Source organism: Sphingomonas abietis, from assembly GCF_027625475.1.
GTDB lineage: Bacteria > Pseudomonadota > Alphaproteobacteria > Sphingomonadales > Sphingomonadaceae > Solisphingomonas > Solisphingomonas abietis.
Genome location: NZ_CP115174.1, coordinates 326330 through 346991, shown reverse-complemented (window position 1 = coordinate 346991; position 20662 = coordinate 326330). Strand labels below are relative to the sequence as shown.

The following is a 20662-nucleotide window of genomic DNA, read 5'->3' as shown; positions in this document are numbered from 1 at the left end:
TGCGACCATGCGCCGCCCGTCGCGACGGAAGAGCGGCTGCCCGAGCCAAACTTCGAGTGTGGCGACATGGCGGCTGACCGCACCGTGGGTCAGGCCGAGTTCGGCCGCGGCCGCTGCGTAGCTGCCTGTACGGGCGGCGACCTCGAAGACGCGTAACGCATTGAGGGGCGGCAGTCGGCGCATGACCGTTGAGTAAAGCTGACGGGTATCGTGAGCAACCACCCGCTTTTTTCAGAAATCTCGTATGTCTATGGTCGCGGCCGGAGGACATCGTGGCCGTTGCGCGAACATCAATCACTATCGCGGCCGACCGGCATGAGTCGGGTTCGGCCAAGCCCCGCAATCTGCTGGCGGCGTGTATCGTCCATGCGCTTCATGATGGCTATACTGATGGACTCTACGCGTTCCTGCCGATCTGGCAGAGCCAGTTTCGCCTCTCTTATGCCGGGCTCGCCGTGGTCCGGGCGCTCTATTACGGCACGATGGGCGGCCTTCAGCTCCCCGCCGATCGGCTCCTGCAAGGGGTCGCACCCCGCACTGCGCTGGTGCTTGCGACGCTGATCGCTGCCGCCGGTTTTGCCGTCATGGCGCTGCCGCTCGACTTTGCGGGCCTCTGCATCGGCCTGTTCGTGGCCGGGATCGGATCGAGCATCCAGCACCCACGCGGTTCGATGCTGGTGACCGAGACCTATGGCGTGGCATCGCGCCGCCCGCTCGGCATCTACAATTTCTCCGGCGATCTTGGCAAAGCGACGCTGCCGGCGCTGGCTGCCTTGCTGCTGCCCCTCCTTGCGTGGCGGCCGGTCCTCGGCCTCATGGCGCTGCTGGGTTTGGCCGTCACCGGCGTCCTGATCGGACTGGCGCCGTCCGTCGCCGCTCATGGTAATGCTGAGGAGGCGCCGGCTCGGGCACGTTCTGTGCAACGGGGCTTCGGGCTCCTCACCCTGATCGGGGGCCTCGATACCGCAACCCGCATGGGCTATCTGCTGTTCCTGCCGTTCCTTATTCACGGTCGTGGCGGTAGTTCCGCCACGGTCGGCGTCGCGCTTGCCCTTCTGTTTATCGGCGGCGCCTTCGGAAAGGCGAGTTGCAACTGGCTGAGCGAGCGTCTGGGCGTGATCGGAAGCGTCATGGCGACCGAGGCCGCAACCACGCTGCTCATCATTCTCACCCTTTTCACGCCGCTCGCGCCGACGCTGCTGGTGCTGCCCGTGCTAGGCATCGTGCTGAATGGGACGTCGTCGGTGCTTTACGGTACCGTTCCCGAGCTGGCACCGGGCGGCGATACGAGCCGGGCCTTTGCGATCTTCTACACCAGCGTCATCGGATCGGGCGGTCTTGCTCCGATCCTCTACGGCGCCATCGCCGACCATAGCAGCCAGGCGATCGGCATCGTGTCGGCCGGATTGACGGCAGCTGCGATCATCCCCTTCGTTGCGGCACTCAAGCCATCGATGAGACCCACCGATTGAGGAGCCTAAACTTTGCCGGAAGACGCGACCGTCCGATCGGGTCGATGCCATTGTGGCGCCGTCCGTTTCGAAATCACGGGTAGTGCCCCATGGCGTGGTGTAGGAACACCGATCCTCGGCAGGGCCAAGGATGATCAGGCTGCCAGCGCTGGCAGGCTGATGCGTGGGTTATCGCTCAACGCGCCGATCGTTTCCAGCGTCATATGGCGGCGCGATACCGACCACTCGTCATTTTGCTCGAGCATGAGCGCGCCGACGAGGCGGATGACTGCGGCGGTGTTGGGGAAGATACCGATGACATCGGCCCGGCGCTTGATCTCGTTGTTGACGCGCTCGAGTGGATTGGTCGACGAAATCTGCGCCCAATGCTCCTTCGGGAACCCCATGTAGGCGAGCACCTCTTCGCGCGAGCCATCCATCATGATGGCGAGCTTCTCGTATCGCTCGCGTAACGCGTCGGCGACGTAACGCCACTGCTCGTGAGCCGCATTGGCGCTCTCCTGGGCGAAGATGGTCTTGAGCATGGCGACAACGGCGGGACGCTGCTTGGGGCCGACATGCGCCAGCGCATTGCGCATCCACTGCACGCGGCACCGTTGTTGGGTCGCATTGAACACCTTGCCGGCCGCGCTGCGCAAGCCTTTGTGATCGTCGGAGATGACGAGCTTCACGCCGCGCAGGCCACGATCGGCGAGCGAACGCAGGAAGCCCTTCCAGAAGGTTTCGGCCTCGGACGGACCGCTTGCGACGCCAAGTACTTCGCGCCTGCCGAGCGTGTTGGCGCCCACCGCCACTATCACCGCGGTCGAGACGATCCGGCCGCCCTCGCGCTCCTTCAGGTAGGTGGGTGGAGTAGGCGATGCGCGCCTTGCCGCCTTGCGACGGCAGGTCTCGCATCGCCTCTCGCCGAACCGGACGTGCGTCTTTCGTTACGCATCCTGTACCCGCCATTTCAGCCCGGGTCGCCTTGGAGTATAAGGCGACTACGGGTCAGCCTGCCGGGAGCAACCATTTGCATCCACGTGCCATGAGCACCTGAGCCGGACATGTGTCCCGGCAGGCGGCCGTGATGACGCCCAATAGGAAGTCAGTGCCTTCGACCACCAGTACAGGAACAGGTCAGGATCGCGGTGGACTCGATTATCGAAGGATAGACAAATCGGAGTATAATCCATGAGAAAAAGATTAGATTCAGACGCCGAGGAACCCGAGGAAATATGGTTTGCCGGTGTCGATTGGGGATCTCAACTTCACCAGGTGCGTGTTAGCGATCGGTGTGGTCGATCACTCGGCGACCGTGGCTTCGCCCATGGCGGTGAAGGGCTTGCCGAGCTCGCGGCGTGGATCCTTCAAAAAACGGGAGCTTCTCCCGATGCCGTTCACATTGCTATTGAAGTGCCGCACGGTCCGGTCGTTGAAAGTCTGATGGAGCGGGGATTCCAGCTTTACTCCATCAATCCCAAGCAGCTCGATCGATTCCGAGACCGCTTTTCGCCTTCCGGATCCAAGGATGATAGCCGCGATGCGCTCGTTTTAGCCGACTCGCTCAGAACCGATCGGCGCAGCTTTCGCGCTCTGCGAGCGGTCGATCCACTTGTCGTTGAACTGCGCGAATGGTCGCGGATCGCCGAGGAGCTAGGACAGGACCAGCTCCGTCTCGCCAACCGGATCCAGAACCAACTGTGGCGCTATTTTCCACAGCTTCTAGAATTGAGTGACGGGACGATAGAACCGTGGCTGCTGGCCTTGTGGCAGCTGGCGCCGATTCCGGGAAAAGCAGCGCGCTTGCGTGAAAGTACGATCGCGCGGCTGCTTAAAAATCATCGGATCCGCCGGGTCTCAGCGGCGGACATAATCCAGGCACTCCGTGCGCCGGCTATTCCGATGGCGCCCGGTGCCGTCGAGTCTGCTGTTGCCCATATTAAAATCCTGATCGGCCAGATCGAGCCGATCCGTCGGCAAATCAAACAGGCCAATGCCCAGCTCGAAGCGCGGCTGGAACACTTCTTGTCGAAGGAGGAGACGGCCGAGGGGCAACAGGTGGAGCAGCGTGACGTGACAATCTTGCGGTCCCTGCCAGGCGTCGGAAAGATCGTCCTCGCCACGCTGCTCGCAGAAGCTTCAGACGCCCTGCGCCGCAGAGATTATCACGCTCTGCGCTGTCTGTCAGGGGTGGCACCGGTCACCAAGCGTTCTGGTAAAAGCCGCCAAGTGCTCATGCGACGCGCGGTCTTGGTCCGCTTGCGAAACGCCATCTATTATTGGTCAAGAATAGCAGTGAGGCTCGACCCACGCAGCCGAGCCCGATACGAGGCGCTGCGCGCTAATGGCCATAACTACAGCCGTGCCCTTCGGGGGGTTGCTGATCGTTTGCTACGCGTTGCCTGCACTATGCTCGAGCGACAAACCACGTTCGATCCCAACACGGTGTTGCGCTCGGCGTCCGGGCAAGCCCCTTCCGCCAGCATTGCGTAAGTCGATGCATTAATTACAATACTGACAGATCTGCCATCTGCTCGGCGGCATGCCGCCGCTCGCCCGTAAGATCTGAGATTGGGGATGCGGAGCGCAGTAAACCCAAATAGCGAAGCGCAGCAGCCCCAATCTCAGCTCTCGGCACACGCCGCGAGAGCAGTTCCTACGATACTTCTCGTTTGCAAAAGGATAGGAAGTCCGGCTCTCCAGAAGACATGGCGAAATCAGGCTGTCTCATCCAACTGAGACGATAGCGGCACACGGGAGTCCAGCCGAGGAGATGTTGTTCGACAAGAGCGTCCCGCCACACGCGCCTCGTGGGCCGTAGCAGACTATGGAGTTTTGAACGCCAGAGTTCGCTGGCCATCGCTTTTGGGCGTTTCCTTCGCAGCCAGCAATAAAGGCGGAGGCCAACATACCAGTCGAGATCGACAAACACGTGGCCTGCCCCTACACAGTAGCGATAGTAATTCGCCCATCCGCGCAGGATGGGGTTGAGTTCCAGAAGCTTCTCGCCAAGGCTGCCGCTGATACTATTTGGGCGGGTCAGCTGCTTGACTTTGCGACGCAGGTTGGCGGGTTTTGCGTCTGGGATTTCCACGCGCGGGCCGTAACCATAGCGTTTGTCCCAGTGCATACCGAAGCGGAATCCGAGGAATTCGAATCCGTCGGTCATTGCCGTGACCCTCGTCTTTTCCGGCGATAATTCGAGTCCTGTCGTCCGGTGTAGGTGATCGGCGAGCGCGGATTTCTCCGCGAGCGCGTCTTCCTGTGTCCCCGAGACCAAAACTACGAAATCATCGGCGTAGCGCACCGGGAGAAAGATGCAGCGGCCAGCAATTCGGTCGCTGTCCCGGGCGCTTTTCGCTGCCTTAAGCCCATCGCTCTTGCGACGGGCCTGAGTTTTCGTGCGATGGAACGTCCACCTCTCATATCTCTCCTCGATCGTGCTGAGCGCGATGTTGGCGAGCATTGGGGAGATTATCCCACCTTGGGGTGTGCCGGCGTCCGTACGAAAGAACTGGTCTTCCGCCAGAACCCCAGCTTTCAAGAACTGTCCTACCAACCGCACTACCCGGCGATCGGCAACGCGTTTGCGTATCCGGTCGAGAAGTAGATGGTGATTGATGTTGTCGAAGCAGCCCTTGATGTCCCCTTCGATCACCCAAGGGTAAGGCATCCGGCTTCGGCGCGTGTCGCTGTCCCGTTTCTGGGGCAACGACGCTCGTCGCATATATTCCAAAGCTCCATGCGCGCTCCGGCCGGGCCGGAACCCATAGGAGACGTGCCAGAACTGAGCTTCGAATATCGGCTCCAAGATCAACTTGGCCGCGCCTTGAACGACGCGGTCCTTGATCGTGGGGATGCCCAGGGGTCGGAATTCCCCCGGTTTACCGGCTTTGGGTATGAGTTTGCATCGAGCCGGGCTTGGCCGATATGCGCCAGTGGGGACTGTCGGGAATTTTGTGCGCGAGGCCATAAGATGGAATGGAAAGGACCATCGATATGGCAATCGAGAAAGACGTGCTGGATCAGCTTCTGGCTGGTCGTGACCCACAGGAGCTGTTCGCCAAGGACGGCTTACTGGACGAACTGAAGAAGGCGCTCTCCGAGCGCATGTTGTCAGCAGAGCTGGATGATCATTTGGAGACTGAAGGCGCCGCAGGCGCCATCAATCGGCGGAACGGCTCATCGAAGAAGACGGTGCTGACAGGCACTTCGAAGCTAACGTTGGACATCCCTCGTGACCGGGCAGGGACGTTCGATCCGAAGCTCATCGCGAAGTATCAGCGGCGGTTTCCCGATTTCGATAGCAAGATCATCTCGATGTACGCACGCGGCATGACGGTGCGCGAAATCCGTGGGCATCTCGAGGAGCTCTACGGGATCGATGTCTCGCCGGACCTCATATCGACCATCACCGACGCCGTGCTGGAAACCGTCGCGGAATGGCAGGGGCGGCCGCTCGACGCTTGTTATCCGCTGGTCTTTTTCGACGCGATCCGGGACGAAGGGTTCGTGCGAAACAAGGCGGTGTACATTGCGCTCGGCATCCTTCCCGACGGCACGAAAGAAATTCTTGGCATCTGGATCGAGCAGACCGAGGGCGCCAAATTCTGGCTGCGCGTGATGAACGAACTCAAAAACCGCGGCGTTGCCGACATCCTGATTGCTGTCGTCGACGGCCTGAAGGGCTTCCCAGAAGCGATCAACGCCGCGTTCCCCGAGACGATCGTTCAGACCTGCATCGTCCACCTGCTCCGCAACTCGATGAGCTTTGCGTCGTGGAAGGACCGCAAGCCGATCGCGCAAGCGCTTCGCGCCGTTTATCGCGCCGAGACCCCCGAAGCTGGCTTGGCCGCCCTGGAGGTGTTCGAGCAGGGCCATTGGGGGAAACAGTATCCGGCGATCGCCCAAGGCTGGCGCCGACATTGGGCCCAGGTGATCCCATTCTTCGCGTTTCCCGAAGGCGTACGCCGGATCATCTATACGACGAACGCGATTGAGGCGCTCAACTCAAAGCTACGCCGCGCGGTCCGAACCAGAGGTCACTTCCCCGGTGACGATGCTGCGATGAAACTGCTATACCTCGTGCTCAACACAGCGGCCCAAGAGTGGAAAAGGCCGCCGCGGGAGTGGGCCGAGGCAAAGACCCAGTTCGCCGTGATCTTCGGCGAACGGTTCGTCATCTGATGACGGTAACGGCCTCGCGCACGGAATTCCTGACAGTCCCGCGCCAGTGCGCAATTCGACTTGCAGCTCGGCCAGAAAGCGGTCCTCACTCCTATTCCGGATGCGCCCCACAGTCATCCCGTCGACCCCGGCAGTACGGCCGCCCTTATTGGTGGCGACCCGCTGCCAGGCATGACGGAGGGTGCGGAGGTCAGTTAACCAACCCCACATGTCCCGCCATTGGTCTTCGGGATTTGCCTTGCTCCACTGATAAAGCTTGCGTTGAACGCCGAGTACCCATGCCGAATCGGCTTGGTGATCCATGTCCACAGATCTCTCCTCCGCCTCGCAAACCTATCGTCTTCCTGCTTCCCTTCGCCATGTGCGCGGCTTTCCCGCGCTCGGACTACTACGAAAGCTCCGCCCTTGGTGTCGTCCGTCTCCTGCCGTCGCGGCGAGCCGGGCTCCGTGCCCGGCAGACGATCCAAGTTCCCGTGTTCCGATTTCCAACCTTCATGCCCGTAGGCGGTGAGCTCTGCCCCGTACAATGCGGGAGATGGGCTGCGGGAGTTTCCCCATCTCGAACGTGTTTCTCACGCCCACGCAGGAGGATCGACGAGCCTCTCGCGCCTGATCGTTCTCGGTGCCTTCACGCCATTGCGCGTGATGAAAGCGATATGTGTTCCCTCCGAGGCTTCACACGCTCACTTCGTTGTCTCGCCATAGGCACTGCGGTAGCCCGGCCTGCGGTCAATGGCCCGCATCCGGTACAATTCAGGCCGATCTGCTTATCCCACTCCACCGGCGACGCCCGGTCGAGCTTCTCGGCCCCCTTTCGTTCGCTACTCCTGCGAACAAGGCGGCATTCCAGCCGCCGGTCGGAAATCAGCAAGCTTGAGAGGTGATCGTTACATCATGCCACCTCCCGCGCCGCACGGCGCACCGTCGATCCATAGGTACGGCCACTCGCCTTCGATCGGGCGGTTGAGGAAGGCGTTCACCCGCTCGTCGATCTCGGTGATCAGCCGGCTCACCTGGCTCTTCGAGACGCCAGTGCCGCCCATCGCCTTCACCAGATCGTCGACCGATCGCGTCGAGATCCCCTGGATGTAGGCCTCCTGGATTACCGCCACCAACGCCTTCTCCGCCGTTCGGCGCGGCTCCAGGAAGCTCGGGAAATAGCTGCCCTTCCTCAGCTTGGGGATCGCCAGCTCGATCCGCCCGGCACGCGTGTCCCAGTTGCCGTCACGATAGCCGTTGCGGTGGTTCAGGCGATCAGCCGAGCGGCACCCTGCCGCCGCGCCCGTCTTGGCTTCGATCTCCATATCCATCATGCGCTCTGCGGCAAACGCCAGCATCTCGCGCACCAGATCAGTATCTGCGTCTTGCTCAACCAGCTCCAGCAGGGCCATCTTGGCATCGGTCATCGTCGTCTTCTCCAAGTTCGAGTTCGCATCCGAACCCTACCGAAGATCGGCGATGGCTACCCTATCCGGGCGCGCTTCCTACACCACGTCCCGGGGCACTACCCGAATTTATGAACCCGGCGCTTGTGAGGCTGCTGCAAACTCGGCTTGGCCGGTATCTTCCGCCCGGCTGATTGCAGCGTTGCTCTAGGATGCTACGATTTGAAGCGATGATCGAATTACTGGTGAGGCTCCAGATGCTTCTCTTATCTGCACTTTTGGCTAGCCTTTTGCACGGTGTAAAGCCAGTCTCAACGGCCGACAACTCCAGTCCGGGGGCGCTAGAGTCGTTTTCTGATTGATGGAATCGACGGGGATTCCCTTTTTGCTCTTGGTCTGATTCAACCTCGTTGTTGGGTTGAGGAGGGAGCGATGGCGAGACCCTATTCCAATGATCTTCGTTACCGGGTTGCCGCAGCAGTGGTGTCGGGACGGTCCTGCCGGGAGGTCGCTCAAACCTTCGACGTGAGCGTCTCGAGTGCGGTAAAATGGTCGCAGCGTCTACGAGCGACGGGGACGGCCGCAGCAGGCAAGATGGGCGGCCATCGCAAGGTGCTGCTCGAGCCGCATCGGGAGCTGGTTCTGGCCCTGCTGGATGCGTCACCCGACATGACGATGGCTATGCTCGTGGCCGATCTGGCTGACCATGGCGTCGTTACGAGCACGGTGTCGGTATGGCGCCTGGTCCCGTCGGCCGGAAAGACGTTCAAAAAAAACTCTGTTCGCCGTCGAGCAAGAGCGGCCAGCGATCGCGCGAAGGCGAGCGCAGTGGCGGAAATATCAGGGCCGGCTTGATCCAGCGCGTCTCGTCTTCATCGACGAGACCTGGGCCAAGACGAACATGACGCCGATCAGAGGCTGGAGCGAACGCGGGCGCAAGCTCATCGGCCGGGCACCTTTTGGTAAATGGTCGACGCTGACGTTCGTGGCCGCGCTTCGCGCCGACCGGATCGACGCCCCCTGCGTGCTTGACGGGCCGATCAATGGCCAGAGCTTCACAGCTTGGGTCGAGCAGTTCCTGGTGCCGACGCTCGCGCCGGGCGACGTTGTTATCATGGACAATCTGGGCAGCCACAAAGGGCCCAGGGTCCGCAAAGCGATACGAACAGCCGGCGCAAAGCTGCTCTTCCTGCCGCCTTACTCGCCCGACCTGAACCCCATCGAACAGGTCTTCGCCAAGCTGAAACTCATGCTCAGGCGAGCCGCGGAGCGCTCCACCGAGGACACCTGGCGCCGCATCGGCTCGCTACTCGATCGTTTCCCGCCAGACGAGTGCGCCGCCTACATCCGAAACTCCGGATACGCTTCCATCTAAGAGAAACCGACTCTAGTCGGGGATTGGAAAGGCAAAGCAGATTGCGACGGAGGCAGCGATCTTTCCGTAGAACTTAAGATTGAAGGGCCGTTGCCGTATAAAATTACCTCCGACGTCCCGGCTCTTCACGCTCATGCCATTCTCAGTCGCAAGGGGATGCCGAGCAAGGATCAGCTTGGTTCGGATATGGATCCTCAGTTGTCAGAATATGTCGTCCGGTGGCCATACGAGAGTTGGTTCGGCCTTTTTAAGAATGGAGGTGCCGGATATTTTTCTTGGGGCGATCATTTCAAAAAATCGTGTTCAATCAACAGTATGCGTAAGATCGGGTGACGAACGGCTGAAATCAACGAATGCTCGCCAGAAGCTGTCGGTCTCAAAACCACCATTCTTCCCCGTTGCCGCCCGCCTGATACGCGAGATTTGGCCTGATAGCCGACCGACTGCTCCTGGGCGAGAGAGCGGCCCGACCGTTGCCGCCCAAGGTCGGCCCTAGGGCAGCCCTGGCTCGCCGCCCATAAGCGGACATCGTTGATCGACGTAGCTGCACCACGACGGCCAAATTTCGTCAATCGCCGCCATGCCGTTCTTGGTTGCAGTGAGCGTGTACGCTTCATCTCGGGCTGGCCGGTATGTGGTGTCGGCGGCAGGTAGCACCACTACAGGCGCATGTCCGAACTGGTCAGCGGTTATGTCGACCACGAACCCATTCGCCTCGACCCAAGCATGACCCACCCATCCCTCGGCGGTGAACAGCCCGCAATCCTCGCCCGCAATGCCCGGTGCTTTCTTCGGAGGCTGACCGCTTTGTAGCCTTGCCTCGATCCCGCATCGATGAAGCGCCCTCACAAGAAACATGCTCGATCGAACACAGGTCCATTGGGACGGCATGGCTGGTGGGGGTGGCCCCCATAAATGATGCCAGCGCGACCAATGAGGCAGCAAGAATGTCCTGGCGGTGGTCGCGACAGCGAGGAGCATCATCTGAACGTCCGCTATTCCCTCGCGGAGATCAATAGCCGCCTGACCGCTCGCCACCAACTGCGGTCGTTCGCGATCGGCGCCGATCGCTTCCCGTTTCCCGTGCAGTGACGAGTTTTGAGAAGCCGTTCGCGTTGTCACCCAAGCATCGTTGGCGAGAAGGCCGGAGCGGAAGGAAGCGCCCAATTGCGGCCCTTCAGCAGATCGCGACACGCCGCGCGATCCCTGTCTTGTCCGGCTGTCCCGTTGTAGGTTCGTTTACGGGAGGGTGCCCGAGCTTGCTCGATCAGGCGCAATCACCGGTGCAAGAGCGAACCCGGCGAGCCGGGCCGTTCCAAGCAGGCGATCAAGATCGTGTCCGTTACGGGCGCTGGCGGATAGGCCGGCCATGACCGTGCTCATGTAGTCGGTCAGACGTTCGGCCTGGTCGGGATGACGAGCGGCGACGAAGGCCCGGATCGCTCCTTCCGCAGCCGCAAGGAAGACGCCGGCAGCGTCCTTTGCTTCAGCATCGGTGCAGCGCGCGCCCTCGATCACGAGGCAGCCCGCCGCTCCCGGATCGGCCGCATAGCGCCGGGCCGCCTCCTCCAGCACCGCCGCGAGACAGTCGGCAACTGGGCGATCGGGGTCGAGCAGACCGTGCAACGGGATCGCGCCCTCGCCGGCATAGCGATCGAGGATGCGACTGTAGAGGCCGGCTTTGCTGCCGAATGCGGTGTAGAAGCTCGGCGGGTTGATCCCGATTGCCTGGGTCAATTCGGCAACGCTGACGGCATCGTAGCCGTGGGCGTGGAACAGGCGCTGGGCGGTTGCGACAGCCGCGTCCGGGTCGAATTGGCGGGGACGGCCGCGCGCCCGGCGCTTTTCTGTATATTCCACTACAAATACCTTGACGAGCCGCTCTTCCTATTTATGTAGCGCGTCGTAAGTTATGGATCAAGGAGTGTCCGATGGGTGCGTTCGATGGCAAGTCCGTTCTGGTACTTGGCGGTAGCCGGGGGATCGGGGCGGCAATCGTGCGTCGCTTCGCGGCGGATGGTGCAACCGTAACCTTCACCTATTCCGGCTCGCGCGACGCGGCCGAGGCGCTGGCAGCCGAGATGGGCAGCAGCGCCGTCGAGACGGACAGCGCGGACCGCGACGCGGTAATCGCCCGCGTGAGGGATAGTGGCCCGCTCGACGTGCTGGTGGTCAACGCCGGCGTCGCGCTGTTCGGCGACGCGCTGGAGCAGGACCCAGACGCGGTTGACCGGCTGTTTCGGATCAACGTCCACGCGCCCTATCATGCTGCCGTCGAGGCAGCCCGCCAAATGCCCGAGGGCGGCCGCATTATTGTCATCGGCTCGGTCAACGGCGATCGGATGCCCGTGCCAGGCATGGCGTCCTACGCGCTCAGCAAGTCGGCGCTTCAGGGCCTCGCGCGCGGCCTCGCCCGCGACTTCGGTCAGCGCGGGATTACGGTCAACGTCGTCCAGCCTGGACCCATCGACACCGACGCGAACCCTGCCAACGGCCCGATGAAGGATTTGCTGCACGGCTTCATGGCGATCAAGCGTCATGGCCGGCCCGAGGAGGTCGCCGGCATGGTGGCGTGGCTCGCCGGCCCCGAGGCGGGCTTCGTCACCGGCGCGATGCACACCATCGATGGCGCGTTCGGCGCCTGACTTTGTGGAGCGGACGGCAATGACCACCATCGGCATCATCGGCGCGGGCGAGGTCGGCGGTCAGATCGCGCGCGCGCCGCCGTCGCGAACGGCTACCGGGTGGTCATCGCCAACTCGCGCGGCCCGGAGACCTTGGCCGGGCTGGTCGCGGAACTCGGGCCATTGGCCCGCGCCGCGCGCCCTGCCGAAGCAGCCGAGGCGGGGGATTTCGTCGTGGTGGCGGTCCCCCTAAAGCTCGTCAGCGACATGCCCGTCGAGCAACTGGCGGGGAAGATCGTGCTCGACACCAACAACTACATGCCTTGGCGCGACGGACGTTACGCCGTGATCGATGCCGGTGAAAAGACCGAGCACGAGCTGCGGCAGGAACAGCTCCCCACTTCGAAGGTCGCAAAGGCGTTCACGCATATACAGGCGCCGCGCCTGTTCCTCTCTGCGAAGCCGTCCGGTACGCCGGACAGGCACGCATTATCGGTGTCGAGCGACTATCCCGAGGCGGTCGAGCTGGTGACGCGGCTATATGACCAGTTCGGCTTCGATACGGCCGACAACAGCCCGCTAAGCGCGTCCTGGCGTAGCGGCCCCGGTCAACCGGCATGGCATGCTCACGAACATCAGACCCGCGCCGAGCTGGTCGCGAACCTAGCCAAGGCGAAACCGCTTACGACAAGGTAGGACCACCTTCCGTCGCCTTTCCCGATCAACCATCCTTTCGGGACGGCATCTATCGCCGTCTGCCTGCCGGAACCTGCCAAACCGTTGTCCACCAGACCCCAGATTACGACGTTCGCGTCTGAACGTGCCGCTCCGCCATGTAGCTGGGGTCGGCGGTATTGATGGAACATTCCGCCGCGAAGCCCGGCCAGGCTGGTGTTTCGCGGCGGACAGCTTTTGCAGCTTATTGTGCGAGCATCCCAGCATCGACCAGATGCTCGGTGCCGGTAATGTAGGAGGCCTCGTCTGATGCCAAGAACAACACGAGGTTCGTGACCTCGCTAGCCTCTGCAAGGCGGCCGAGGGGAATCTGCTTGAGGGCCTCGCCGCCGTTCTCATCCGTGCCTTCGACCATCATCGGGGTGTTGATGAAGCCGGGGTGGACGGAGTTGGTGCGAATATTGTTGGGGCCGTATTCGATGGCCGTGGCCTTGCTCATACCGCGCACCGCGAACTTGCTGCCAACATAGGCCACGCTGGGGAAACCGTAATTCGCGGCCATGCCGGCAATGGACGAAATGTTAACAATCGAGCCGATCTTCGCCTTCAGCATCGAGGGGATCACCGCCTTCATGCCCAGGAACACTGCGGTCTGGTTGATCGCGCAGACCTTCAAGTAATCGGCTTCGGAGATATCGGCGGTCTTGGCGATCGGCCCCAGCACACCGGCGTTGTTGACCAAGATCGTGACCGGCCCGAACTTTGCTTCCGCCTGCGCGACGACATCGGTCCAGCCATCGAAACTAGTGACATCGTGACGAATGAACAGCGCGCTTTCGCCCAGTTCCTTAGCGAGCGCGTTACCGCCGTCGGCATTGATATCTGTCAGCACGACCTTCGCGCCTTCCGCAACGAAGCGTCTCGCATGCGATGCGCCCATTCCTTGCGCCGCACCGGTAATGATGGCCACCTTGCCGTCGAGTCTGCTCACCGTATCATTCTCCTTCTTCCGGGGATCGGGTCGTGGCAATTCGCCCGTTCCAAGCACGGCCGCAGGTAGGTATTAGATGACGAGTCAACAATAGCATGTCGATCAAAGGCACAGATAATTGGGCGCTGGCCCTCACGTGGATGGTGCTGCCGGCGGGCCGGGCATGGCAGCAAGCGGCGGGCGTGGCGCTCTCGCGATTGGGCCTATCGCTCTCTGCCGCCGCCCCGCTGCTTGTGATTGCACGGTTGGGCGACGGTGTACGACAACGGGACGTGGCCGAAGAAGCTGCGATCGATCCGGCGGCCATTGCACGGTCGGTATTGCAGCTTGAGAATGACGGTTTGCTGCTTCGACGAGCTGATGCAAATGATGCGCGCGCCAAAACGCTGCATCTGACTGCAGCAGGCCATGAGCTTGCCATAAAATTGGAACGGGCGCTCGACGCACTTCGCAGCGAGCTCTTGAAGGGGATTAGTGCACGCGACGGACAGGCGGCTGTGCGAGTGCTCCTAGCATTGGAGTCAGCATCTCCACGACTAATACCAACGTAGACGGATAAAGCGGTCTGGCAGCTATAGCCGTCTTGTTTGCCAAGAGCCGACGGGAAGAAAACCACCAGGCGCGGCCATTCCGTCGCGGCGGACGATACTCCAACCCGCGCGAAGCGGACTGGCGGTAATTAGGACCGGCCGCGACGCACGTTTATGACCGGGAATGGCGCGTTGCTGAAGGGCTGAATCATGGGCGATCGGGGGATTTTCCTCAGCAGGCCGCTTCGCTCAGAGGCGGAAGGTAGCTGACAACATCGGCAAGAGTAAAACGGCCGGACTCGACGGCATCGCTTCGCAGCATCGGCCCATGCCCTGCTCCGAAGATCGCGACCGTGCGCTGCCCCGGTGCACCGCCGATGCGCAGAAGATGGTCATAGATGCGCAGGTTCCGCGCATACCATGCCCCTACCCAGGCAGCGCCGGGATTGTTCGCATCGTCCCCAAAAGTCGCAATCTCGAAATAGGGGCGAGCCATCTCGTCCAATCCCGCCTTGTCGTTGAACTTGCGCACCCAGTCCGCGAGCGGATGGCAGCGTTGAAAAGCCCCTTCCGCGTCGGCTTGCCGTTGCGCCGTTGCTTGATAGGTCGTCCACTCCTCGCCCCGACCATGTGCCTTTAGCCAAGCCGGAAAGTCATAATCCGCGTCTTTCCCGGGTGCGTCGTCGTTCCAATCGACCGCATCGACTCGCGGCAAACCCAGCTTGGCGGCGAGGCGCAGACCGATCTGGTCCGTCTCGTTGCTATCGAGGGTACGCCGGCCAGCGCGATAGTCGTCATAGCGCTGATCGAGTTTCGCCTGCTCTCCAGCCGGCCATTCCACCGCGACATGTGTCGGGCGAAAGGTGGCAAGCCGATCGACAAGCTGCTCGATTTCGCGCTGGCGCTGCGGCGTGAGGATATTCTCCACCTTGGTGTTGGCGATATCGCGTCCGGGATTGGCCAGATGCGGCATGCCGACGATCATCAACGCAGGCTTGGGCGCTGTCGCCCAGGCCGGCACGCCCAGAGCCAGCGCCACCATAGCTAGGCATGTCTTCATACGCCGTCTCCTTTTCACATGGCTGCCGGGCAGGTGATCCGTCCCGTCCCGAGTTTGCGAATGGCGCAGGTCGGACGGCCCCCTATGGCGACCGTGCCGCGCCCGGCCACGCTGCCGATGGCGGGGCCGTTGACGATCGCTACAACATCGCCACGCCCGCCGATCGACAGTTCCAGCGCGCGTGCCTCGGCGCCACGGGCGTCTACGCTTCCCTCGCCGGAAATGGCGATCTTGAGTTGCCCCAACGTGCCGGAGACGACGATCCGCCCCATGCCAGGTACGGACAGGCTCGTGCTGCTTGCGCGCAGACCGTCGATCGCGACTTCTCCGAGCCCGGTGATGCGCGCCGCGAACGCCGGCACGACCATCGGCGAGACCTTCACGATGTCGTGTTCCCGAATGACGACATCGTCCACCAGCGGGGCCGCTATCTGGATGCGCAGACGCTGCACATCGCCCACGCGAGGACATGCGCGGCGTCCCGTGACGACGATATAGCCGCCCGCTGGTGTCGACGACCGGTCGCCGAACCCTGGCCCCGGCAAGCCGATCACGAGCCGGCCATTCATTATCCGGGCGCCGACGCATTGCACCAGACGCGGGTCTCCTGAAACTACCACGCTGGACACAGGTGCCTGGCGGATCTCCGCCGTCGCCCGTGTCCTGATCTCGATCGCATGGAACGCGTCGACTTCAAGCCGCCGTTCGGCGATCGCGGCTCCCATCGCCAAGGCAAGCATCGCACCGGGCACCAGCATCTCCAACTGAGTTGGTGATATAGCACAGTGCATCACGAAGAATGTCAAGCCGTGCTTATCGCAGATGGGGCACGCACCGCTCAGCCGGGATGGGCGACATCCGTTTGGCCGACCAGCCCGCCGGCGAACTCCTCCGCAAGCCACTGGCCGAACACCCGCATCGCGCTGCTCTGAGGGCGCGACTTCAGACGCGTTAGCCAATAGCCATCGACGTCGGCCTCGATCGAGAATGGCCGGACAATCTGGCCGCCTTGGATCTCACGCCGGAACAGCCCATGCGGCGCGAGCGCGACGCCCTCCCCCAGCATCGCGGCCTGGACCATGATGAGCGAGGAATCGAACAGCGGACCACGCACTGCCCACTGCTCCAGCCCGGCAGCTCGAAACCAGGCGGGCCAATCCTGCGGCCGGTAGGAGCGCAGCAGCGGCGCCCGCACCAGATCGCCCGGATCGCGTAGCATGCGGGCGAGTGCCGGCGCGCATAAAGGGGTGAGCGGGGCGGTGCAGATCATCTCCGCTTCCATCCCATGCCACGCACCGTCGCCGAACCGGATCGCGCAATCCAATCCTTCGCCGATCAGGTCGACCTTGTTGTTGTTCGTCAGCAACCGCAGGTCGATCCCGGGATGAGCCCGGCGGAATGCCGGCAACCGCTCGAGCAGCGCTCCCACCACGAAGGTCCCCACCGCGCTAACAGTTAGCACCTCCTGGACCCCGCCGGATTCGAAGCGCTCAAAGAGATGATCGATGGCGCCGAACGCCTCGAACAGCGTGGGAGCAAGCCCGACCCCTTCGTCGGTCAGCTTCAGGCCGCGGTTGGACCGGCGGAACAGCGCGAAACCAAGCCGAACTTCGAGCGCCTTGATCTGGTGGCTGACCGCGGCCTGCGTCACGCACAGCTCATCCGCTGCCCGGGTGAAGGACAAATGGCGCGCCGCCGCCTCAAAGGCGCGTAGCGCATTCAAAGGCAGAGGAGCACGCGCCATCTATCCCCAGTTTTTCTCATGCTTCAGCCCAATTTTGATCTTTTGCGCCGCATCGATTTGGCCGTCAACTTGCCTTGCGTAGCGATTCTGGAGGCGATCGGCATGAGGATCCACCATAAGTTTCATATGGGAATAGTGGCGACTCTCGCTGCGGCGGCAGCGATTGCTCCATCGCCTGCGCGTGCGACCGATCCACCCGAATGGTGGAGCCCGGTCAAGCCCTTCCATATCGCGGGTCCCGTCTATTATGTCGGCACCAAGGGGCTCGCCGCCTATCTCATCCGAACACGCAGCGGCGCGATCCTGCTGGACGGAACGCTCGCCAGCAATGCGCCGCTGATCGAACGGAATATCGAAAGCCTCGGCGTGCCGCTCCATTCGGTCCGGCTGCTCATCAGCGACCATGCCCATGACGACCATGTCGGCGCGTTTGCCCGGATCCAGCGGGATAGCGGTGCGCGCCTGCTGGCCAGCGCCGGGGACCGCTGGGCGCTCGAGCATGGCACGCCGCGCGGCGACACCGATTATGGGGTGCGACGGTTCGGCCCGGTCAGGGTCGTTGGCGTCGTCGCAGACGGACAGACGATCCATTGGGGCAACGTCGCGCTGACCGCGCATCTCACGCCCGGGCATACGCCGGGGTGCACGAGCTGGAGCATGACGATCCGGGAGCATGGCGTGCCGCACCAGATCCTGTTCCTGGGCAGCATCACCGTCGCGGGGAATATCCTAGTCGGCAATCACGCTTACCCTGCCGTGGTTCGCGATTATCGCACGACCTTTGCGAAACTGGCCCGGATGCACCCCGACATCCTGCTGACCAGCCATCCCGAGATGGCGGGTGTGCTCGAACGAGAGGTGCGCCACGAGGCGGGCGATGCCGATGCTTTCCTGGATCCCGACGCGCTGCGCCGGTTGGTTGCCACGTCTCAAGCGGCCTTCGAGCATGCTCTCGCGCACGCGTCGAAAGCGGCGAAATCATGATGGGCGCGCTTCTCCGGCATCTTCGACCACAGCCCGACGAGATCGTCGGCTCAGGGCGCGCGGCCCCGCCCCGTCGGCCGCCGATCCCGCGGGTAAGCCGTATCGCCTCGATTATCATGCGGCTGATCTGCATGACGACCATAGCATGCGCTGGCTTGGCGGGCCCGGTACATGCCATGCCTAGCCCCGTCCCTCATCCCTCAACCTGGCAACCGTCCGATGGAGCCGTGCAGGAACCGATCTGGCCCGGTGCCGCCCCTGACGCCCTCTCGCATCCCCGACAGGAGACGCTCGGCCCCGTGCCGGGGGAAACATGGTGGGCCAAGGTCGCGCATGTCAGCCGGCCGACCATGACGGTCTATAAGCCCAGGGGGCATGATAGCGGCGCGGCAGTCATCGTCTTTCCCGGGGGCGGCTATCAGGTGCTCGCCATGGATCTGGAAGGCACCGAGATCTGTTCCTGGCTCACTTCGGCCGGCACCACCTGCGTGCTGCTCAAATATCGCGTGCCCAATTCGGGGCCGACGCTGGTCGACGGGCATCGCTATTATCCGAGGGTGCAGACCGCATTGCAGGATGCCCAGCGAACGATCGGCCTCGTCCGCGAGCGTGCGGCCCGCTACCACGTCGATCCGCATCGGATCGGCGTCATCGGTTTCTCGGCAGGCGGGCATTTGGTCGCCGCGGTCAGCACCCATTTCACGCGTCGAACCTATCGCCCCGTGGATGCCGCCGACCGCATCAGCTGCCGCCCGGATTTCGCAATCGCCGTCTATCCCGGCCACCTGTGGGTTCACGAGGATGAGGACCGGACCACCCGCAACGAGACGGACCTTGGGCTGCGCCCTGACATCCATGTGACGCACGACACTCCGCCGACTTTCCTGCTGCAAGCCGAGGACGATCATGTCGATGGCGTCGAGCAATCGCTCGCCTATTACGTCGCGCTGCAGAAGGCAGGCGTGCCCACTGAGATGCATCTGTACGCGCAGGGCGGTCACGCCTTCGGACTTCGCAAGCCGACGCTGCCGATCGGGCACTGGCCGCAGCTCGTGGAGCAATGGCTGCACGGCATCGGCATGATGGCGGCGGATCGATAACGGGTAACGGTGTCGGGCTGGTCCGACAGGCTGGACAGAGTGGCGGATGGCGGACGAGAAGCCGGCATCCGCCGCGCCGGCGGCCGGCCGCAGATCGGCCGAACCCGAGAGGAGCCTTCATGCGCTCATTCCTGATTGCGACCGGACTCGCCGCGGTTCTGGCGGCAGTCCCCGCATGGGCCGGGATCGCACCCGGCGACGGCTTTGATGTAACCCGCTACCGCCTCGCGCTCACGCCGGACATCCAGAACGCGACTGTTGCCGGGCGTGAGATCATCACGCTGCGCGCGACCCGAGACGGTGTGCGCCAGCTTCGCTTTTCTGCCAACGCGTTGAGCATCGACGCCGCTCGTCTGAACGGCAATTCCGTCACCGTGACGGCACAAGGCGATGGTTTGAGCTTCGATCTTCCAGCGCCACTCCGAGCTGGCCACAAAGTCCGATTGGACCTCAGCTATCATGGCAAGCCAGCGCGCGGTTTCGCCCGTTCGGGCTCCGCGCTCTACACAAGCTATTTTGCCTGCGACTGGATGGTCTGCGTCCAAAATGCGTTCGGCGACAAGGCCGTCTTCGCCCTCGCGTTGCGCATTAACGCCGGGATGGATGCGCTGTCGGTTGGCAAACGGATATCCCGACGCGCAGGCCCCGATGGAAGCGAGATCCAGGACTGGCGAGCCCCCCGCCCCTATTCGTCCTATCTCTATGGCTTCGCGGTGGGCCATTTCGCGCATGCAGAAGATCACGCCGGATCGGCCCGGCTATCCGCCCTCAGCGACGTGGCTGATGCAGCCGAACTGCAGCGGCGTTTCGCCGAAACGGGCGAGATGGTCCGTTTCCTTGAGGCCAAGACGGGCGTAGCGCTCCCCGTCACCCGCTACACCCAGTTGCTCGTCAAGGGCGACGAAGCACAGGAAGCCGCGACCTATTCGGTGCTCGGCAAGGACGCGCTCCCCACAACGCCCGGCGGTCCCGCGGACGACTGGGCGATCATACATGAACTCACTCACCAATGGTGGGGCAATCTCGTCACCTGCGCGACGCTGCGCGATTTCTGGCTCAACGAGGGCATCACGACCTTCATGACCGCCGCCTGGAAAGAGCATCGCTACGGCCGAGCAGCCTATGACGCCGAACTCGATGTCGCCCGGGCGCGGTTAGATAAGGCTCGGGCAAAAGGGTTCGACAAGCCGCTGATCTGGGATGGGCAATATCCCAGCCTCGGCCTTCGCCGCGCCGTACAATACAGCAAGGGCGCGCTGTTCATGGACGAGCTGCGCCGCACTCTAGGCGAACAGGCCTTCTGGGCAGGCCTGCGCCGCTACACGCGCACGCACGCCGGCGGCACGGTAACCAGCATCGATCTCGAGCGCGCGATGGAGACCGCCAGCAGCAGGGACCTACGCACGCTTTTTGCGCAATGGGTGTTCGCTGAGGTTTCCAATCCCGCCAAGCGTTTTTCTGCGCGCGGAGCATCTCCGAACCCTCAATGAAGAGAAAAGCTGACCGTCTCCGATTAGGAACGCCCGCGGAGCCGGTCTACGACCGACATTGGT

General features: G+C 62.7%; 17 protein-coding genes and 3 pseudogenes. 11 read left to right on the top strand and 9 right to left on the bottom strand.

Going from position 1 to position 20662, the window contains the following annotated elements:
* Positions 1-51: 51 nt before the first annotated feature.
* Positions 52-183 (bottom strand): annotated as a pseudogene (locus tag PBT88_RS21100) (LysR family transcriptional regulator); the annotation flags it as partial.
* Between the two features lie 5 nt (positions 184-188).
* Here PBT88_RS21100 and PBT88_RS01730 point away from each other — a divergent pair.
* Complete coding sequence (locus tag PBT88_RS01730) at positions 189-1472, top strand: MFS transporter (protein WP_270077531.1); 1284 nt, start codon at positions 189-191, stop codon at positions 1470-1472.
* 134 nt (positions 1473-1606) lie between these two features.
* Here the strand turns inward: PBT88_RS01730 and PBT88_RS01725 are convergent.
* Positions 1607-2317 (bottom strand): annotated as a pseudogene (locus tag PBT88_RS01725) (IS256 family transposase); the annotation flags it as partial.
* A 328-nt stretch (positions 2318-2645) separates the two neighbouring features.
* On the opposite strand from PBT88_RS01725, the gene PBT88_RS01720 reads away from it, so the two are divergent.
* Entirely contained in the window at positions 2646-3947 is a 1302-nt protein-coding gene (locus tag PBT88_RS01720) for an IS110 family RNA-guided transposase (RefSeq protein WP_270077530.1), read from the top strand.
* Positions 3948-4110: 163 nt separating this feature from the next.
* On the opposite strand, the gene PBT88_RS01715 is transcribed toward PBT88_RS01720, so the two are convergent.
* A complete protein-coding gene (locus PBT88_RS01715) occupies positions 4111-5427 on the bottom strand; it encodes a reverse transcriptase domain-containing protein (RefSeq protein ID WP_270077529.1) in 1317 nt (438 codons plus the stop codon).
* A 26-nt stretch (positions 5428-5453) separates the two neighbouring features.
* Here PBT88_RS01715 and PBT88_RS01710 point away from each other — a divergent pair, with 26 nt between their 5' ends.
* Positions 5454-6641 (top strand): IS256 family transposase, encoded by a 1188-nt coding sequence (locus PBT88_RS01710; protein WP_270077528.1) that lies wholly within the window; start codon positions 5454-5456, stop codon positions 6639-6641.
* Between the two features lie 923 nt (positions 6642-7564).
* On the opposite strand, the pseudogene PBT88_RS01705 reads toward PBT88_RS01710, so the two are convergent.
* A pseudogene (locus tag PBT88_RS01705) lies at positions 7565-8047 on the bottom strand (transposase); the annotation flags it as partial.
* Between the two features lie 411 nt (positions 8048-8458).
* Here PBT88_RS01705 and PBT88_RS01700 point away from each other — a divergent pair.
* Both PBT88_RS01700 and PBT88_RS01695 read left to right on the top strand, forming a co-directional pair.
* A protein-coding gene (locus PBT88_RS01700) for an IS630 family transposase (RefSeq protein WP_270077527.1) occupies positions 8459-9401 on the top strand; the annotation gives its coding sequence in 2 pieces (ribosomal slippage) (positions 8459-8794 and positions 8796-9401; 942 coding nt in all).
* A gap of 933 nt (positions 9402-10334) precedes the next feature.
* A complete protein-coding gene (locus tag PBT88_RS01695) occupies positions 10335-10493 on the top strand; it encodes a hypothetical protein (protein WP_270077526.1) in 159 nt (52 codons plus the stop codon).
* A 147-nt stretch (positions 10494-10640) separates the two neighbouring features.
* On the opposite strand, the gene PBT88_RS01690 is transcribed toward PBT88_RS01695, so the two are convergent.
* Positions 10641-11138, bottom strand: coding sequence for a TetR/AcrR family transcriptional regulator (locus PBT88_RS01690; RefSeq protein WP_326521560.1), 498 nt, complete (start codon positions 11136-11138; stop codon positions 10641-10643).
* A gap of 194 nt (positions 11139-11332) precedes the next feature.
* On the opposite strand from PBT88_RS01690, the gene bdcA reads away from it, so the two are divergent.
* Positions 11333-12046 carry an SDR family oxidoreductase gene (bdcA, locus tag PBT88_RS01685; RefSeq protein ID WP_270077524.1) on the top strand — a complete coding sequence of 238 codons (714 nt, stop codon included), beginning with the start codon at positions 11333-11335 and terminating at the stop codon, positions 12044-12046.
* A gap of 99 nt (positions 12047-12145) precedes the next feature.
* On the top strand, positions 12146-12721 hold the full coding sequence (locus PBT88_RS01680) for an NADPH-dependent F420 reductase (RefSeq protein WP_270077523.1): 576 nt from the start codon (positions 12146-12148) through the stop codon (positions 12719-12721).
* A 223-nt stretch (positions 12722-12944) separates the two neighbouring features.
* Here PBT88_RS01680 and PBT88_RS01675 read toward each other — a convergent pair whose 3' ends face one another.
* Entirely contained in the window at positions 12945-13691 is a 747-nt protein-coding gene (locus PBT88_RS01675; RefSeq protein WP_270077522.1) for an SDR family NAD(P)-dependent oxidoreductase, read from the bottom strand.
* A gap of 95 nt (positions 13692-13786) precedes the next feature.
* Between PBT88_RS01675 and PBT88_RS01670 the strand changes: the two genes are divergently transcribed.
* Positions 13787-14242 carry a MarR family winged helix-turn-helix transcriptional regulator gene (locus PBT88_RS01670; protein ID WP_270077521.1) on the top strand — a complete coding sequence of 152 codons (456 nt, stop codon included), beginning with the start codon at positions 13787-13789 and terminating at the stop codon, positions 14240-14242.
* Positions 14243-14453: 211 nt separating this feature from the next.
* Here PBT88_RS01670 and PBT88_RS01665 read toward each other — a convergent pair whose 3' ends face one another.
* Genes PBT88_RS01665 through PBT88_RS01655 form a run of 3 tightly spaced genes read right to left on the bottom strand, consistent with a single transcriptional unit; the run spans position 14454 to position 17025 of the window.
* Positions 14454-15263: a DUF5694 domain-containing protein gene (locus tag PBT88_RS01665; protein ID WP_270077520.1), complete on the bottom strand. Its 810-nt coding sequence runs from the start codon at positions 15261-15263 to the stop codon at positions 14454-14456.
* A 32-nt stretch (positions 15264-15295) separates the two neighbouring features.
* A complete protein-coding gene (locus tag PBT88_RS01660) occupies positions 15296-16087 on the bottom strand; it encodes a GIN domain-containing protein (RefSeq protein WP_270077519.1) in 792 nt (263 codons plus the stop codon).
* A 32-nt stretch (positions 16088-16119) separates the two neighbouring features.
* Entirely contained in the window at positions 16120-17025 is a 906-nt protein-coding gene (locus tag PBT88_RS01655) for a LysR family transcriptional regulator (protein WP_270077518.1), read from the bottom strand.
* A gap of 102 nt (positions 17026-17127) precedes the next feature.
* On the opposite strand from PBT88_RS01655, the gene bla reads away from it, so the two are divergent.
* The 3 genes from bla (at position 17128) to PBT88_RS01640 (ending at position 20599) form a co-directional block, all read left to right on the top strand.
* The gene (bla, locus tag PBT88_RS01650; protein ID WP_270077517.1) at positions 17128-18009 is read left to right on the top strand and encodes a subclass B3 metallo-beta-lactamase; all 882 of its coding nucleotides are present in this window, start codon (positions 17128-17130) and stop codon (positions 18007-18009) included.
* A gap of 227 nt (positions 18010-18236) precedes the next feature.
* On the top strand, positions 18237-19109 hold the full coding sequence (locus tag PBT88_RS01645) for an alpha/beta hydrolase (protein WP_270077516.1): 873 nt from the start codon (positions 18237-18239) through the stop codon (positions 19107-19109).
* A gap of 119 nt (positions 19110-19228) precedes the next feature.
* Positions 19229-20599 carry a M1 family aminopeptidase gene (locus PBT88_RS01640; protein WP_270077515.1) on the top strand — a complete coding sequence of 457 codons (1371 nt, stop codon included), beginning with the start codon at positions 19229-19231 and terminating at the stop codon, positions 20597-20599.
* Positions 20600-20662 lie beyond the last annotated feature (63 nt).

Excerpts from the sequence above, each read along its gene's own strand:
- PBT88_RS01695 (WP_270077526.1), top strand. The coding sequence starts at position 10,335 with ATGAGGCAGCAAGAATGTCCTGGCGGTGGTCGCGACAGCGAGGAGCAT.
- PBT88_RS01640 (WP_270077515.1), top strand. The coding sequence starts at position 19,229 with ATGCGCTCATTCCTGATTGCGACCGGACTCGCCGCGGTTCTGGCGGCA.
- bla (WP_270077517.1), top strand. The coding sequence starts at position 17,128 with ATGAGGATCCACCATAAGTTTCATATGGGAATAGTGGCGACTCTCGCT.
- PBT88_RS01710 (WP_270077528.1), top strand. The coding sequence starts at position 5,454 with ATGGCAATCGAGAAAGACGTGCTGGATCAGCTTCTGGCTGGTCGTGAC.
- PBT88_RS01715 (WP_270077529.1), bottom strand. The coding sequence starts at position 5,427 with ATGGCCTCGCGCACAAAATTCCCGACAGTCCCCACTGGCGCATATCGG.
- PBT88_RS01720 (WP_270077530.1), top strand. The coding sequence starts at position 2,646 with ATGAGAAAAAGATTAGATTCAGACGCCGAGGAACCCGAGGAAATATGG.
- bdcA (WP_270077524.1), top strand. The coding sequence starts at position 11,333 with ATGGGTGCGTTCGATGGCAAGTCCGTTCTGGTACTTGGCGGTAGCCGG.
- PBT88_RS01655 (WP_270077518.1), bottom strand. The coding sequence starts at position 17,025 with ATGGCGCGTGCTCCTCTGCCTTTGAATGCGCTACGCGCCTTTGAGGCG.
- PBT88_RS01670 (WP_270077521.1), top strand. The coding sequence starts at position 13,787 with ATGTCGATCAAAGGCACAGATAATTGGGCGCTGGCCCTCACGTGGATG.
- PBT88_RS01665 (WP_270077520.1), bottom strand. The coding sequence starts at position 15,263 with ATGGTGGCGCTGGCTCTGGGCGTGCCGGCCTGGGCGACAGCGCCCAAG.